Here is a 17,063-nt window from a genome sequence, read left to right as displayed (position 1 = left end):
CCTGGCCGACGGCGGAGAACGAGCTGACTGATCGTTTCTCGCGGATGCGGAGCCAATGGTGTCGGGGCGGTCATCTCGCGCCCAGGTGTGGGCGGAATGGTCCGGCGAGAATTGGAGATCATGATGAGTGTCACGCAGGTGAAAGTCATCCTCAGCGGTGGACCGGTTGAGCTGTCGACGGCACACCGCAGTGTCCCGGAGGCGGAGCTGGGGCAAACACTCAAGATTCGGCACGGAGCCGGCTACGAGCATTTCGTCCACGATGGTGAATACCGAACGGTCGACGGATACGAGGCCGCGGTGTTCCGCTGGATTGGCCGCACCAAGATCGCCGAATAGAAGCCGCTCACCCGCACACCATTTCTGAGTGAGAAGGAATCGATGACCGACGCCATTTCCTTCGAGGTGCCGTGGGCGCGGACCGACAAGTTCGATCCGCCCGCGGTATTCGATGCACTGCGCGAACAGCGTCCGCTCGCGAGGATGCTCTACCCCGACGGGCATGTCGGCTGGATCGTCTCCAGCTACGAGTTGGTGCGTGAGGTTCTCAGCGACCCGCGGTTCAGCCACAGCTGCGAGGTCGGTCACTTCCCGGTGACGCACCAGGGGCAGGTGATCCCGACCCACCCGCTGATCCCCGGCATGTTCATCCACATGGACCCGCCCGAGCACACCCGTTACCGCCGGATGCTGACCGGTGAGTTCACCGTTCGCCGGACGAGCCGGCTGAGCGCACACGTCGAGGCCGTGGCCGCCGAGCAGATCGAGGTCATGCGGGAGCACGGGGCCCCGGCGGATCTGGTCACGACCTTCGCCAAGCCGCTCGTGCTGAGGGTGCTGTCCGAGATGGTCGGCCTGCCGTACGCAGAGCGGGATCGCTACCTGCACGCGGTGATTCTCCTGCACGACGCGGAGGCGGACGCGGCGGAAGCCGCCGCCGCGTACGAGGAGGCCGGGGCGTTCTTCGACGAGGTCATCGAGAGGCGGCGCCGGCAGCCCGAGGACGACCTCATCAGCACCCTGGTCGCCGACGAGGAGCTGACCGGGGAGGAGCTGCGCAACATCGTCACTCTGCTGCTGTTCGCGGGCTACGAGACCACCGAGAGCGCGCTGGCCGTCGGCACGTTCGCGCTGCTGCACCACGCGGACCAACTGGCGATGCTCCGCGCGGATCCGGCGAAGCTCGACGCCGCGATCGAGGAGCTTCTCCGCTACCTCACGGTGAACCAGTACCACACGTACCGCACCGCTCGGGAGGACCTCAAGCTGAACGGCGAGGTGATCAAGAAGGGAGACACCGTCACGGTGTCGCTGCCGGCGGCCAACCGTGACCCGGCCAAGTTCGCGTGCCCCGCGACGCTGGACATCGACCGCGAGACCTCCGGTCATGTCGCGTTCGGCTTCGGCGTCCACCAGTGCCTCGGCCAGAACCTGGCGCGAGTCGAGCTGCGCGCCGGCCTGTCGGCACTCCTGCAGGCGTTCCCCGACCTGCGGTTGGCCGTCCCGGCCGACGAGGTGCCGCTGCGACTGCAGGGGTCCGTCTTCGCGGTGAAGAACCTACCCGTCTGCTGGTGAGCGTTCTTCCGCTTAGTCCTCGAAAGGATCTGCCACACCGTGCGCACCGATCTCATCAAGCCGCTGCCCGTCGCACTTCAGGAGAACGCGGCCCGCTTTCCCGGCAAGGTGGCTTTTGAGGACGACCGGCGGGCGGTAACGTACCCCGATCTCGAGGCGCGGACGCGCAGGCTCGCCGGGCACCTGACGGGCCTCGGCGTACGGCCCGGCGACCGGGTGGCCATCTGTCTGCGCCAGTCGGTGTCAACCGTGGAGAGCTACCTCGCGATCGTGCGCGCCGGTGGCGTCGGGGTGCCGCTCAACCCCGCCTCGGCGCAGGCCGAGCTGGAGTACCTGCTGTCCGACAGCGGCGCCACGGTGGTCATCACCGATGCCGCGCAGGCGGAGCGGCTCCGGCCCGCGCCGCACCTCACCGTGTTGGCCACGGGTGATGCCCCGGCGGGAGTGCTGTCGTACGACGAACTCGCCGTCAGCGAACCGGACCATCCGGCCAGGGACGACCTCGGCCTCGACGACGTGGCCTGGATGCACTACACGTCGGGCACGACCGGCCGGCCCAAGGGCGTCCTCTCGACGCAGCGCAACTGCCTCTGGTCCGTCGCCTCGTGCTACGTACCGATTCCGCGGCTGACGGATCAGGATCGGGTGCTCTGGCCGCTCCCGCTGTTCCACAGCCTCTCGCACATCGCATGCGTGCTGTCCGTGACCGTGGTCGGCGCAACTGCCCGGATCATGGACGGTAGTTCCCCGCAGGACGTGATCCGGGTGCTCCGGGCGGAGGAGCCGACGTTCCTGGCCGGTGTGCCCACGACGTACCAGCACCTGGTGAGGGCGGCCAAGCAGCACGGGTTCGCCGCACCCAGCCTGCGGATCGGCCTGGCCGGAGGAGCGGTCCTCGGGGCCGGGCTGCGCCGGGAGTTCGAAGAGACCTTCGGGGTCCCGCTGGTGGATGCCTACGGCAGCACCGAGACGTGCGGAGCCATCACGATCAACCCGCCGGACGGCCCGCGGGTCGAGGGGTCCTGTGGCCTGCCCGTGCCGGGTGTCGGGGTCCGCATCGTCGACCCCACCACCGGGCTCGACCGCCCCGTCGGCGCCGAGGGAGAGGTGTGGGTCAAGGGGCCGAACGTCATGGTCGGCTACCACAACAGCCCGGAGGCGACCGCCGAGGCGCTGCGGGACGGCTGGTTCCGCACGGGTGACCTGGCCCGGCGTGACGACGCCGGCTACTTCACCATCTGCGGACGGATGAAGGAGCTGGTGATCCGCGGTGGGGAGAACATCCACCCCACGGAGGTGGAGGCGGTGCTGCGGACCGTCCCGGGTGTCGCCGACGTCGCGGTGGCCGGCGTGCCGCACGAGACGCTCGGCGAAGTGCCGGTCGCGTATGTGGTCCCCGGCCCCCACGGGTTCGACGTCCAGACCCTGCTGACCCGGTGCCGTGAGGAGCTCTCCACCTACAAGGTGCCGGAACAGGTCCACGAGGTCCCGAGCATTCCCCGGACCGGATCGGGCAAGATCCAGCGGGGTCTCCTCGCCGAACAGCCCGGTCGGTTGGTGTACACGGCGACCGATCGCCACGACGCGTTGATGAGCGTGGACGAGCCCGACGCCGCCATCGCGGCGACCCTGAGGAATCGCCTGTCCGGACTCGACGAACGCGCACAGCTGGCGCTACTGGACGATCTGGTCCGGACGCAGGCCGCGGTGGTGCTGCAACAGCCGGGGCCCGACTCGGTCCCGGCCGACCGTGCCCTCCGCGACCTGGGCTTCACCTCGACGGCCATCGTCGAGCTGCGCAATCGGCTGACGGCGAGCACCGGGCTGCGGCTGCCGACCAGCGTCGTCTTCGACCACCCCACCGCGCGGGCCCTGGCGGCCTGTCTGAGGGCCGAGATCCTCGGAATCACCCAGGCGGCTGTCGAGCCGGTTCTGGTGGCCGACCCCGATGAACCGATCGCCATCGTGGGTATGGCCTGTCGGCTGCCCGGTGGGGTGACGGGACCGGAGGACCTGTGGAATCTGGTGGCCGCCGAAGTCGACGCCGTCTCCGAGTTTCCCGGCGACCGGGGCTGGGACCTGGACCGTCTGTTCGATCCCGACCCTGATCGGGCGGGTACCTCGTACGCGAGTCAAGGTGGCTTCCTGCACGAGGCGGGGCTGTTCGACGCGGGATTCTTCGGGGTCTCGCCGCGTGAGGCGCTGGCCATGGATCCGCAACAGCGACTGTTGCTGGAGACCTCGTGGGAGGCGCTGGAGCAGGCGGGGGTCGACGCCCTGTCGTTGAAGGGCACCGATGTCGGCGTGTTCACCGGCGTTTTCAGCCACGGCTACGGAGTCGGCGCTGACGCGCCGGAGGTCGAAGGATTCACGACCACCGGGTCAGCCGCCAGCGTGGCGTCCGGCCGGGTGTCCTATGTGTTCGGCTTCGAAGGACCGGCGGTCACGGTCGACACGGCCTGTTCGTCGTCGCTGGTGGCACTGCACCTAGCCGCACAGGCGCTGCGGCAGGGCGAGTGCTCTGTCGCACTGGCCGGCGGGGCGACGGTGATGGCCACGCCCGGAACCTTCGTGGAGTTCTCCCGGCAGCGGGCTCTCGCGCCCGACGGGCGGTGCAAAGCGTTCGCTGCCGCCGCTGACGGCACCGGCTGGGCCGAGGGCGCGGGTGTGGTCGTCCTGGAGCGGCTTTCGGTGGCCAGGGAGCGTGGGCATCGGATTCTGGCCGTGTTGCGGGGCAGCGCGGTGAACCAGGACGGTGCGTCGAACGGTTTGACGGCGCCGAACGGTCTGGCGCAGCAGCGGGTCATTCGCCGGGCACTCGCCACCGCGGGGCTCTCGCCAGCCGACGTGGATGCCGTGGAGGGCCACGGTACGGGGACCACCCTGGGCGATCCGATCGAGGCGCAGGCGTTGCTGGCGACCTACGGTCAGGACCGTGTTGCGGGGCAGCCGCTGTGGTTGGGGTCGCTGAAGTCGAACGTTGGGCACACCCAGGCGGCTGCGGGTGTCGCTGGCGTGATCAAGATGGTGCAGGCGTTGCGGCACGGGACGTTGCCGGCGACGCTGCATGTCGACGCGCCCACTCCCGGGGTGGACTGGTCTGCGGGTGCCGTGAACCTGTTGACCGAGGCGCGCGAGTGGCCGCGGGGCGCGCGTCCGCGCCGGGCGGGGGTGTCGTCGTTCGGAGTCAGCGGGACGAACGCGCATGTGATTTTGGAGGAGGCGCCCGAGGAACCGACTGCCGAGGAGCCGGCCGCAGATGAGGCGCCGCGCGTCGGTGTGGTGCCGTTGGTGGTGTCGGCGCGGAGCACGGCGTCGTTGGCTGGTCAGGCGGGTCGGCTGGCCGCGTTCGTCGAGCGTTCCGGTCCTTCGTTGGCAGGTGTGGCCGGGGCGTTGGCCTCGAACCGGGCGGTGTTGGGCGAGCGGGCCGTTGTGGTGGCGGGCACTGCCGGGGAAGCGTTGACCAGCCTGAGTGCTCTGGCGCGCGGCGAGCATCCGGTTGGTGTGGTGACCGGCCGGGTCGGCGTCGAGGGCAAGCTGGTGTGGGTGTTCCCGGGGCAGGGGACACAGTGGGCTGGTATGGGCCGGGAGCTGCTCGAATCGTCTCCGGTGTTCGCCGAGCGGGTCGCGGAGTGCGCCGCCGCGCTGGAGCCATGGACCGACTGGTCCCTGGTGGACGTGTTGCGGGGCGATGCCGAGCCGGGTGTGCTCGATCGGGTCGATGTCCTGCAGCCGGCGTCGTTCGCGGTCATGGTCGGTCTCGCGGCGTTGTGGTCGTCGGTGGGTGTGCGGCCCGACGCGGTGGTGGGCCACTCGCAGGGTGAGATCGCGGCCGCCTGCGTGGCGGGCGCGCTGTCCCTCGCGGACGCGGCTCGGGTGGTGGCGTTGCGGAGTCAGGCCATCGCCTCGGCGTTGTCGGGACGTGGTGGCATGGCTTCGGTCGCCTTGAGCGAGCAGGACGCGGTGGCGCAGCTGGTGCCGTGGGCCGACCGGGTGGAGGTCGCCGCGGTCAACGGGCCGTCGTCTGTGGTGATCGCTGGTGAGGCTCGGGCGTTGGATGAGGCGCTCGTGTCACTGGAGAGCCGGGGCGTTCGGGTACGGCGGGTGGCGGTGGACTACGCCTCGCACACCCGGCATGTGGAGGACATTCAGGACCTGCTGGCGGGGTCGCTGGCCGACATCGACGCGCAGGCGCCGGCTATTCCCTTCTACTCATCGGTGACCGGCGAATGGATTCAGGACGCCGGGGTGGTGGACGGCGGCTACTGGTACCGGAACCTGCGCAACCAGGTGCGGTTCGGTCCAGCTGTCGCCGACCTGATCGGCCAGCGCTATGGCATCTTCCTTGAGGTCAGCGCGCATCCGGTGCTCGTCCAGCCGATCAGCGAGATCGTGAACGACGCCGATGCCGTGGTGACGGGCACGTTGCGGCGTGACGATGGCGGCCTGCGGCGGCTGCTGACCTCGATGGCCGAGCTGTTCGTACGGGGCGTACCCGTCGATTGGGCCAGGATGGTCCCGCCCGCGTCCGGCTGGGTGGACCTGCCGACCTACGCCTTCGACCATCAGCACTACTGGCTGCGGTCGGCCGAGTCTGCGACGGACGCGACGTCACTGGGACAGGTGGCGGCTGATCACCCGTTGCTGGGCGCGGTCGTCAGCTCGCCGAACTCGACCGGATTCGCGGCCACCTCCAGGTGGTCCGCGCGGTCGCACCCTTGGCTCGCAGACCACCTCGTGGCGGATGCCGTCCTGGTGCCACCCGCGGCTCTGGTGGAGCTGGCCATCCGGCTCGGCGACCTGGTCGCCACCCCTGCCCTCGACGAACTGACCGTCGATGCGCCCGTGGTGCTGCCCGCGCAGGGCGGCCGCGACATCCAGGCCATCGTCAGCGAGCCCGGCGAGACGCGACGGCGGTCCGTGGGGATCTATTCCCGCGCCGCGGAAGCCCCGCTGGACGCACCATGGACGCGCCACGCGCACGGCACGCTGGGCCCCGCCGCATCCCGGAGGACCGTGCCGGAGGCCGGGGCCGCCGTCGAAGTCAGCCTGGACGACGCTGCTCTTCGGGACGCCGACCGCTACGGGATGCACCCCGCCCTGCTCGACGCGGCCGTCCGCACCGTCATCCCCGACGGCATGCTCCCGTCCGTATGGACCGGGGTGACCCTTCTGGCTTCGGGCGCCACCGCAGTGCACGTACAGCCGGGCGTGACGTCGGAGCAGGGGACCGGTCTGACGCTGACCGACGCCGCGGGGCAACCCGTCATGACGGTCGGCGCGGTCCTCGGCAGGCCCCTCTCCGGCGAGCAGGCGGGGCTTTCCGGCGCACTACCGCACGACTCCCTGTTCCGCGTCGACTGGATCGAGCTGCCGCTCCCTGTCGTGGACCGCGCCGTCGACATCGTGCCCGTCGTGACCGGCGAGGACGTCGCCGCGATTGCCGCGGCGCCTCCCGACGTCCTGCTGTACGAGGCGGTCACCGGAGATCCCCGCACCTCGGTCAACGCCGCGCTGGCACTGCTCCAGGCATGGCTCGCGGAACCAACCCTGGCGGACACCCGGCTGGTCGTCGTCACCGGGGATTGCGCCGAACTCGACGCGGCTGCGGTGTGGGGCCTGGTGCGCTCGGCGCAGTCGGAGCACCCGGGCCGGATAGTGCTGGCCGACCTCGACGACGCATCCCGGTCCGTACTGCCCGCCGTGCTGCTGAGCGGTGAGCCGCAGCTGAGGGTGCGCGACGGCGTCGCGGAGGTGCCCCGACTGGCGCGCGTCTCGCCGGACGTCTCGGGGGAGCGTCGTCCGCTCGACCCCGACGGCACCGTGCTGATCACCGGTGGCACGGGAACGCTCGGTGCCACCACGGCACGGCATCTCGTCACCGCGCACGGCATCCGGCACCTGGTTCTGGTCAGCCGCCGCGGCCAGGCACCGGACCTGCACAGCGAGTTGACCGCGATGGGGGCGTCCGTCACCGTCGCTGCCTGCGACACGGCAGACCGCGCCCAGCTCAAGGCCGTTCTGGATGCCATTGCGGCCGAGCATCCGCTCACCGCCGTGGTGCATACCGCCGGCGTCCTCGACGACGGGGTGCTCACGGAGCTGAGCCCGGAACGTGTCGACACCGTGCTGCGACCGAAGCTGGATGCGGCGCTACATCTGGACGAACTCACTCGGGACCTGGACCTCGCCGCGTTCGTCCTGTTCTCCTCCGCGGCGGGCGTCCTGGGAAACCCCGGGCAGGCCAACTACGCAGCGGCCAACGCGTGCCTGGACGCGATCGCGCGGCAGCGTCACCGCCTCGGTCTGCCCGCCGTGTCCCTTGCCTGGGGTTACTGGACGCCGGTCAGCGCCATGACCCGGCACCTGGGGGCCGCGGACCTGAGCCGCAACAAGCGCACGGGCATGAGAGGGCTTTCCGCCACCGAGGGAATGGCACTCCTGGATGCCACCCTTGACGCCGCTGACACGTTGGTCGCGGCGAAGCTCGACGTGCCTGCCCTGCGAAGGTCGGCGGCGGGCGGTGCTCCGGTCCCGCCGTTGCTGAGTGGTCTGGTTCCTGCGCCGCGACCGATGGTCAGGGCGACGGCTGGCCCCGCGTCGCTCGCCGAGCGCCTCGCCGGTCTCGCCGAGACCGAGCAGACCGAGGTCGTGCTCGACCTGGTGCGCAGGCACGCCGCCGAGGTGCTCGGACACGCCGACACCGACGCCGTCCACCCCGGCCGAACCTTCAAGGACGCCGGATTCGACTCGCTGACCGCGGTGGAGCTGCGGAACCGGTTGGCCGTCGCGACCGGGCTCACCCTCTCCCCGACAATGGTCTTCGACTATCCGAAGCCCGCGGCGCTCGCCGAGCACCTCCACACCAGGCTTGGCGGCGGGACGACCCGCCGTCCGGCCGAATCCGTCGCCCCCGCTCCGACGACCGACGAGCCGATCGCCATCGTGGCGATGGCCTGCCGCTTCCCGGCGGGCGTGCACAGCCCCGAGGATCTGTGGCGGGTGGTGGCCGACGGGGTCGACGCCGTCGCCGAGTTCCCCCGCGACCGCGGTTGGGACACCGAGGGGCTCTACCACGAAGACCCCGACCACGCCGGCACCACGTACGTGCGCCACGCCGCCTTCCTCGACGACGCCGCCGGATTCGACGCCGCCTTCTTCGGCATCTCACCGAAGGAGGCGTTGGCGATGGATCCGCAGCAGCGGCTGCTGCTGGAGACATCGTGGGAGGCGTTCGAACGGGCCGCGGTCGACCCGACCACCCTGGCCGGGCAGGACGTCGGTGTCTTCGTGGGCGTCAACAGCCACGACTACAGCATGCGGACGCACCAGGCATCCGGCACCGAGGGCTTCCGCCTCACCGGAAGTTCGGGCAGTGTCATCTCCGGTCGGGTCGCCTACCACTTCGGTTTCGAGGGCCCCGCCATCACGGTCGACACCGCCTGCTCCTCCTCGCTGGTGGCGCTACACCTGGCGGCGCAGGCGCTGAACCGCGGCGAGTGCACCATGGCCCTGGCCGGTGGTGTGATGGTGATGGGCACCCTCGAAACCTTCGTGGAGTTCTCTCGACAGGGGGGACTGGCGCCCGACGGCCGGTGCAAGGCGTTCGCGGACGGTGCGGACGGCACCGGCTGGTCCGAGGGCGTGGGACTGCTGCTGGTGGAGCGGCTGTCGGAGGCCCGCCGCCGGGGCCACCAGGTGTTGGCCGTCGTGCGCGGATCGGCGGTGAACCAGGACGGCGCGTCGAACGGTCTCACGGCGCCGAACGGACCGTCGCAGCAGCGGGTGATCCGCAGGGCACTGGCCAACGCCGGCCTGGGCACCTCGGACGTGGACGCCGTGGAGGCGCACGGAACAGGCACGACGCTCGGCGACCCGATCGAGGCGCAGGCGCTTCTCGCGACCTACGGCCAGGACCGACCCGCCGGTCGACCGCTGTGGCTCGGGTCGGTGAAGTCGAACATCGGGCACACCCAGGCAGCCGCGGGCGTCGCGGGCGTCATCAAGATGGTCATGGCCATGCGGCACGGCGTCCTCCCGCGGACGCTGCACGTGGATCGCCCGTCAGCCAACGTGGACTGGTCGTCGGGCGCCGTGGAACTGCTGACTGAGGCATGCGACTGGCCGGAGACCGGCAGGCCCCGCCGGGCCGCGGTGTCGTCCTTCGGCATCGGCGGCACCAACGCGCACGTCGTCCTTGAGGCAGCCCCCGATCAGCCGGTGACCACCACACCGGAGTCGGAGCCGACCGGTTTCCCGATACCGGTTCCGGTGTCGGCGCGGACGCCTGCCGGGCTGCGTGGCCAGGCAGGTCAGCTCGCCCGGTTCTTCGAGGACCGGCACGACGTACGGCTCGCCGACGCCGCCTACGCCCTCGCCACCACGCGCGCCCACCTCGACCACCGCGCGGTCGTTCTCGCGTCCGACCGGCGACAGACCTGTGCCGACCTCAGCGCCGTCGAGCGTGGGGTGGCAGGTCCCACGGTCGTGTCCGGCACCCCGGTCACGGGCAAGCTGGCGATTCTCTTCACCGGTCAGGGCAGTCAGTGGGCGGGCATGGGACGCGAGCTCGCCGAGACGTTCCCGGTCTTCCGCGATGCGTTCGCCGCCGCATGCAGCGCCGTGGAACGGCATCTGGGCGAGCACGCGACCCGCCCGCTGCACGACGTGGTGTTCGCGCCCGCTGACGAACTGCTCGACCAGACCATGTACACGCAGGGCGCCCTGTTCGCCCTGGAGACCGCGCTGTTCCGGCTCGTCGAGTCCTGGGGTGTGCGACCCGACCTCCTCGTGGGCCACTCGATCGGGGAGATCACCGCCGCTCACGTCGCCGGGGTGTTGGACCTGCGGGAGGCGGCCAGGTTGGTCGCCGCGCGCGGCCGGCTGATGCAGGACCTGCCCGCCGGCGGCGCGATGGTCGCCGTCCAGGCGACGGAGGCCGACATCGCGCCCCTGCTCGCCCAGGCCGGGGGTGTGGTCTGCGTCGCGGCGGTGAACGGCCCCGAATCGGTGGTGCTCTCGGGCGACGAGGACGCCGTGCTCGCCGTCGCGGGTGAGCTGGCGGGTCGTGGCCACAAAACGCGGCGACTGCCGGTCAGCCACGCCTTCCATTCGCCGCTGATGGCACCCATGCTCGACGAGTTCCGCGCCGTCGTGGCGGATCTGTCGTTCCAGCCGAGTGCCCTTCCCATCGTCTCCACGCTGACCGGCGCCCTCGCCTCCGACGGGCAGCTCGGCACCCCGGGCTACTGGGTCGACCAGGCACGGCACGCGGTCCGATTCAGCGACGCGGTCACCTCGCTGCACGAGCACGGTGCGACGACCTTCCTGGAGCTGGGCCCGGGTGGGACCCTCGCCGCGCTGGTGCTCACCACGCTCGGCGTGCCGGAACAGAGTTGCCTCGCCGCTCTGCGCAAGGACGGCGCGGAGACCACCGGCATCGTGGCCGCGGTCGCGGGACTGCACGTGCGTGGCGTGCCCGTCGACTGGACGGGCCTGCTCGGCCAGCGGACCACCGTGGCGGGGTTCGACCTACCCACCTATGCGTTCCAGCACCAGCGGTACTGGGCCGAGACCGACGACACCGCCACGGGCGGCGCGGAGGCGCTCGGTGCCGCGAGCGCCCGGCACCCGCTACTCGGCACCGTGATCGATGTGCCAGGCACCGGCGGTCTCGTGTTCACCGGCCGCCTGTCGCCGCGAAGTCCAGGACTGCTCCCCGGCCGTACCAGCCGGGTTCCGGCCGCCGTACTCCTCGAAATGCTCGTCAGGGCCGGCAACGAGGTCGGCTGTGGCAGCCTCGACCAGCTCGTGGTCGAGGAGCCACTCACGGTTCCGGAGCACGGACGCACCGAGGTGCGGTTGACCGTCGACGCTCCGGGCCCGGACGGGCGCCGCGGAGTCGCCATCCACGGCAGGGTCGACGGCGGGCAGCGCGGGTCGTGGATCCGCCACGCCCGTGCCGTGCTGGTACCCGGTATGCCGCAGCCGACCTTCGACCTTCGGGACTGGTCGGGACCGGAGATCACCCTCCCGGAGGACCTGGCTGACCAGGCTGCCACGTTCACCCTTCACCCGCTGCTCGTCGACGCCGCGCTGCGCGTGCTGGCCGGCGACGACCAACGGGACGTGTCCACGTGCACGGGCATGGCGGTGTACGCGGAAGGTGCCGCGTCACTGCGGCTGCGGATCACGCCGACGCACGACGGCCGTCACCTGCTGGAGCTGGCGGACACCTCAGGCGAACCCGTCGCAGCCATCGGCCCGGTAGCCCTCGACGCCGCCGCCGGGCGGGTGGAGCCCGACACCGAGCCGCAGCCGGTGCCGCTGAGCCGCCGCGTGGTGCCGCGGGGCGAAGCGGCAGGCGAGGCCATTCTGGGCCGACTGGCGGGGCTGGCCGTCGCCGAGCAGCTCCGGGTCGTGATGGAGCTGGTCAAGGAGAGCACCGCGACCGTTCTCGGCCATCACGAGTCAGGCGCGTTCGATGATGGGCAGCCCTTCAAGGCCCTCGGATTCGACTCGCTGAGCGCGGTCAGGCTCCGCAACCGGCTGCAGGACTTCACTGGCCTGAGCCTGCCCAGCACCCTGGTCTTCGACTACCCGACGCCCGCCATCCTCGCCGCCCACGTGCGCGACGAGCTGCTTGGTGAGCGCCGGGAGCTGCCCGCCCCGACGGCCAGGGCCACGATCTCCGATGAGCCGATCGCGATCGTCGCGATGAGCACCCGGCTGCCCGGCGGCGTGGACACTCCCGAGGAACTGTGGAACCTGGTGCTGCAGCAGCGGGACGCGATCGCCAGCTTCCCGGTCGACCGGGGCTGGGATCTCGACGGGTTGTACCACCCGGATCCCGCGAACCCGGGTACGAGCTACACGCGCTCGGGTGGATTCCTGTACGACGCCGCGCAGTTCGACGGCGGGCTGTTCGGGATCTCACCACGCGAGGCGTTGGCGATGGATCCACAGCAGCGACTGTTGCTGGAGACCTCCTGGGAGGCGCTCGAGCGGGCGGGCCTCGACCCGTTGTCCCTCAAAGGCAGTGACGTGGGCGTCTTCACCGGCATCGTCCACCACGACTATGTGAGCCGGTTGCACCAGGTGCCCGACGACGTCCATGGCTACCTGATGACCGGCGCGGCAGCCAGTGTGGCGTCCGGCCGCGTGTCCTACGTGTTCGGCTTCGAGGGGCCGGCGGTCACTCTGGACACCGCCTGCTCCTCCTCGCTGGTGGCAATGCACCTTGCCGCACAGGCGTTGCGGCAGGGCGAGTGCTCGATGGCGCTGGCCGGTGGCGCGACCGTGATGGCCAGCCCGGATGCGTTCCTGGAGTTCTCCCGGCAGCGGGGCCTGTCCGCCGACGGCCGATGCAAGGCCTATGCGGAAGGCGCGGACGGCACGGGATGGTCCGAAGGTGTCGGTGTCGTCCTGATGGAGCGGTTGTCTGTGGCGCGTGAGCGTGGGCACCCGGTTCTGGCGGTGCTGCGGGGCAGTGCGGTGAACCAGGACGGTGCGTCGAACGGTCTGACGGCGCCGAACGGCCCGTCACAGCAGCGGGTGATCCGCAGCGCGTTGGCCAGTGCCGGCCTGGCGCCGAGCGATGTGGATGTCGTGGAGGGGCACGGCACCGGCACGGCGCTGGGCGATCCGATCGAGGCGCAGGCCCTCCTGGCCACGTACGGGCAGGGCCGGGATTCCGCGCATCCGCTGTGGCTGGGATCGCTGAAGTCGAACATCGGGCACACCCAGGCGGCCGCGGGAGTGGCCGGCGTGATCAAGATGGTGCAGGCGCTGCGACACGAGGTGCTTCCGGCGACGTTGCACGTGGAGACGCCGACGACCAAGGTCGACTGGTCGGCCGGGGCGGTCCGGGTGCTGACCGAGCCGCGTGACTGGCCACGCAGCGGCCGTACGCGCCGTGCCGCGGTGTCCTCCTTCGGGGCCAGTGGGACGAACGCGCACGTGATCCTGGAGGAAGCGCCCGCAGACGAGGCTCAGCCGGCCCCGGCGGAGGTACCACCGACCGGTGTGGTGCCGTTGGTGGTGTCGGCGGGGAGTGCCGGTGCGCTGGCGGGGCAGGCCGGCCGGCTGGTGTCCTTCATCAGGGGCTCCGGTGCGGTGCCGCTTGCCGCAGTGGCCGGTGCGCTGTTGTCGGGCCGGGCGACGCTTGGCAAGCGGGCCGTGGTGGTGGCGGGCTCCGACGACGAGGCGCTGGCCGGTCTGGGAGCGTTGGCGCGGGGCGAGAGTGCCCCCACCCTGGTGACTGGCAGCGTCGACGTACCGGGCAAGGTCGTGTGGGTGTTCCCGGGCCAGGGCTGGCAGTGGGTCGGCATGGGCCGGGAGCTGTTGGACACCTCACCGGTCTTCGCTGAGCGGATCGCGGAGTGCTCAGCCGCGCTGGAGCCATGGGTCGACTGGTCCCTGGCGGACGTGCTGCGCGGCGAGACCACCTCCGAGATGCTGGAGCGGGTCGATGTGCTGCAGCCGGCGAGCTTCGCCGTGATGGTGGGCCTGGCAGCGGTGTGGACGTCGGTGGGGGTGCGGCCGGACGCCGTGGTCGGTCACTCGCAGGGTGAGATCGCGGCCGCATGTGTGGCCGGCGCGCTGTCCCTCGAGGACGCCGCCCGGGTGGTGGCGCTGCGCAGTCAGGCCATCGCCGCGAAGCTGTCCGGTCGCGGTGGCATGGCCTCGGTCGCGCTGCCCGAGGACGACGTGGTCGCGCGGTTGGCGCCCTGGGCGGATCGGGTCGAGGTGGCCGCGGTCAACAGCCCTTCCTCCGTGGTGATCGCCGGAGATGCCGAGGCGCTGGACGAGGCACTGGAGTTCCTGTCCGGTCAAGGGGCGCGGGTGCGGCGGGTGGCCGTGGACTACGCCTCCCACAGCTGGCACGTCGAAGACCTCCGCGACACCCTCGCCGACCTGCTGGCCGGGGTCGACGCGCAGGCACCGGTCGTGCCGTTCTACTCGACCGTCACCGGCGACTGGATCCGGGACGGCGGAATCGTCGATGGCGCCTACTGGTACCGGAACCTGCGCAATCGGGTCGGATTCGGCCCGGCGGTGGCGGACCTGGTCGAGCAGGGGCATGCCGTGTTCGTGGAACTCAGCGCCCACCCGGTGCTGGTACAGCCCATCACCGAGGTCACCGACGCTCTGGTGGTCGGGTCGCTGCGGCGTGACGACGGTGGCCTGCCACGGCTGCTGGCCTCCATGGCCGAACTGTTCGTGCGTGGCGTGGCCGTCGACTGGGCCACGATGCTGCCGCCCGTGTCCGGGCGGGTGGACCTGCCGACCTACGCCTTCGACCACCGGCACTACTGGCTGCACGAGGCCGACGCGGCCACCGACGCGGCTGACCCGGCCGAGGGCGCGGACTCCGATTTCTGGACCGCGGTGGAGCACACCAACCTGGACTCCCTCGCCGAGCTGCTGGAGATGGCATCGACCGACCAGCGCAGCGCCCTGAACACCGTCGTACCGGTGCTGGCGGACTGGCGGAAGAAGCGCCGCGAGATCTCGACCGCGGAGAAGCTGCGCTACCACGTCACCTGGCAGTCGCTCGACCGCGAAGCCGGTGGTGTGCCCGGTGGCCGGTGGCTCGTCGTCGTGCCGTCTGTGCTCGGTGAGGACGCCCTCCTCACCGAGCTCGCCGGACAGGGGCTCGACATGATCCGGCTGGAGATCGGCGAGCAGGACCGCACCCGGGAGCGTCTCGCCGAACTGCTGACCGGCGTCCTGGCCGACCACGACGTGACCGGCGTGCTGTCCCTGCTCGCCCTGGACCCCGAGACGCAGGGCCCGACCGCCGTCGCGGCGACGACGCTCGCGCTCGTGCAGGCACTGGGTGACAGCAAGGCCACCGCGTCGTTGTGGTGCGTGACCCGAGGTGCCGTGAACATCGGCATTCAGGACACCGTCACCGCACCGGCACAGGCTGCAATCTGGGGTCTCGGCCGCGCCGTCGCACTGGAACGGCTCGATCGCTGGGGTGGTCTGGTAGACCTGCCCGCGTCGAGCGACCCGCGTACGGCGAAGTTTCTGCTCGGTGCGCTGAACACCGCTGGTGAGGATCAGCTCGCGATCCGGCGGTCGGGCAGCTACAGCAGGCGGCTCGTCCGCAAGCCCGTGCCGGAGCCCACGGCCGGCAGGCGCTGGCACCCCAGGGGCACGGTCATGGTGACCGGTGGCGCCGAAGGGCTCGGCAGGCATGCCTCGGTCTGGCTCGCCCAAGCGGGCGTCGACCGGCTCATCGTCACCACCACCGCACACGCACCCGACGACAGCGTGGCGGAGCTGCGCGCCGAACTGGCCGGGCTCGGCCTCCACGCGGTGGTGGAATCCTGCGCCGACGCCGATCGGGACGCGATCGCTCAACTGGTGTCCGCGACGGACCCTGCGCAGCCGTTCACCGCCGTGGTGCACGCCGCCGACATCACGCAGGCCAGCACCGTCGACGACACCACCGTGCGCGACCTCGCCGAGGTGTTCGCCGCCAAGGTGGACACCGCGATTTGGCTCGACCAGATGTTCCAGGACACACCGCTCGACGCGTTCGTCGTGTTCTCGTCGATCGCGGGCGTCTGGGGTGGTGGCGGCCAGGGTCCGTCCGGTGCGGCGAACGCGGTACTCGACGCCCTCATCGAGTGGCGCCGGGCCAGGGGCCTGCGGGCGACGTCGATCGGGTGGGGAGCACTGGACCAGATCGGTGTGGGCATGGACGAGGCCGCGCTCGCCCAACTCCGCCGTCGCGGTGTCCTGCCGATGGCGCCCTCGGTGGCGGTGACCGCGATGGTGCAGGCGGTGCGGGACAACGAGAAGTTCGTGGCGGTGGCCGACATGGACTGGGGTGCCTTCATTCCGGCCTTCACCTCGGTCCGTCCCAGTCCGCTGTTCGCAGACCTGCCCGAGGCGCAGGCGGCCCTGGCGGCGTCGCAGCCCGATACCGAGAACAGCGAGGCAGCCGGGTCCCTCGTGGAGTCCCTACGAGGGGCCACGGACAGTGAACAGAACCGGATCCTGCTCCGGCTGGTCCGCGGGCACGCCTCGACGGTCCTCGGCCACGGTGGTGCCGAGGGAATCGGCCCGAGACAGCCGTTCCAGGAGGTCGGGTTCGATTCACTGGCCGCCGTCAACCTCCGCAACAGCCTGCACGCGGCGACGGGACTACGCCTGCCCGCGACGCTGATCTTCGACTACCCCACGCCGGAGGCGCTGGTCGGCTATCTGCGGGCCGAGCTTCTTCGGGAGCCCGACGACGGCCTGTCGGAGCGCGAGGACGACCTGCGGCGAGTCCTCGCGTCCGTGCCGATCGCCCGGTTCAAGGAGGCGGGCGTGCTGGAGACCCTGCTGGGCCTGGCCGCCGCGGATGCGGCCCTGCCAGACGACCAGGCGCCCAGGGAGGCGGACGGTGTGGAACTGATCGACGAACTGGACATTGCCGGTCTTGTCCAACGTGCCCTGCGCAAGGCGAGCTGACCACCGATGACAAACGA

The 17,063-nt window shown here is 71.0% G+C and carries 3 protein-coding genes; all 3 read left to right on the top strand.

Translation table 11 applies throughout. The annotated features are described in order from the left end of the window. Nucleotides 1–123: 123 nt before the first annotated feature. Genes ACFY3U_RS13780 through ACFY3U_RS13770 form a run of 3 tightly spaced genes read left to right on the top strand, consistent with a single transcriptional unit; the run spans nt 124 to nt 17,046 of the window. Nucleotides 124–339, top strand: a complete 216-nt coding sequence (locus ACFY3U_RS13780; protein ID WP_387200123.1) for a DUF5988 family protein — start codon at nt 124–126, stop codon at nt 337–339. A gap of 42 nt (nt 340–381) precedes the next feature. Further along, a complete protein-coding gene (locus ACFY3U_RS13775; RefSeq protein ID WP_387200120.1) occupies nt 382–1,575 on the top strand; it encodes a cytochrome P450 in 1,194 nt (397 codons plus the stop codon). Between the two features lie 39 nt (nt 1,576–1,614). Continuing rightward, a complete protein-coding gene (locus ACFY3U_RS13770) occupies nt 1,615–17,046 on the top strand; it encodes a type I polyketide synthase (RefSeq protein ID WP_387200117.1) in 15,432 nt (5,143 codons plus the stop codon). The last annotated feature ends 17 nt before the right edge of the window (nt 17,047–17,063 follow it).

Source organism: Micromonospora sp. NPDC000089 (assembly GCF_042899365.1).
Lineage (GTDB): Bacteria > Actinomycetota > Actinomycetes > Mycobacteriales > Micromonosporaceae > Micromonospora.
This window is presented reverse-complemented; position numbering and strand designations above follow the sequence as displayed.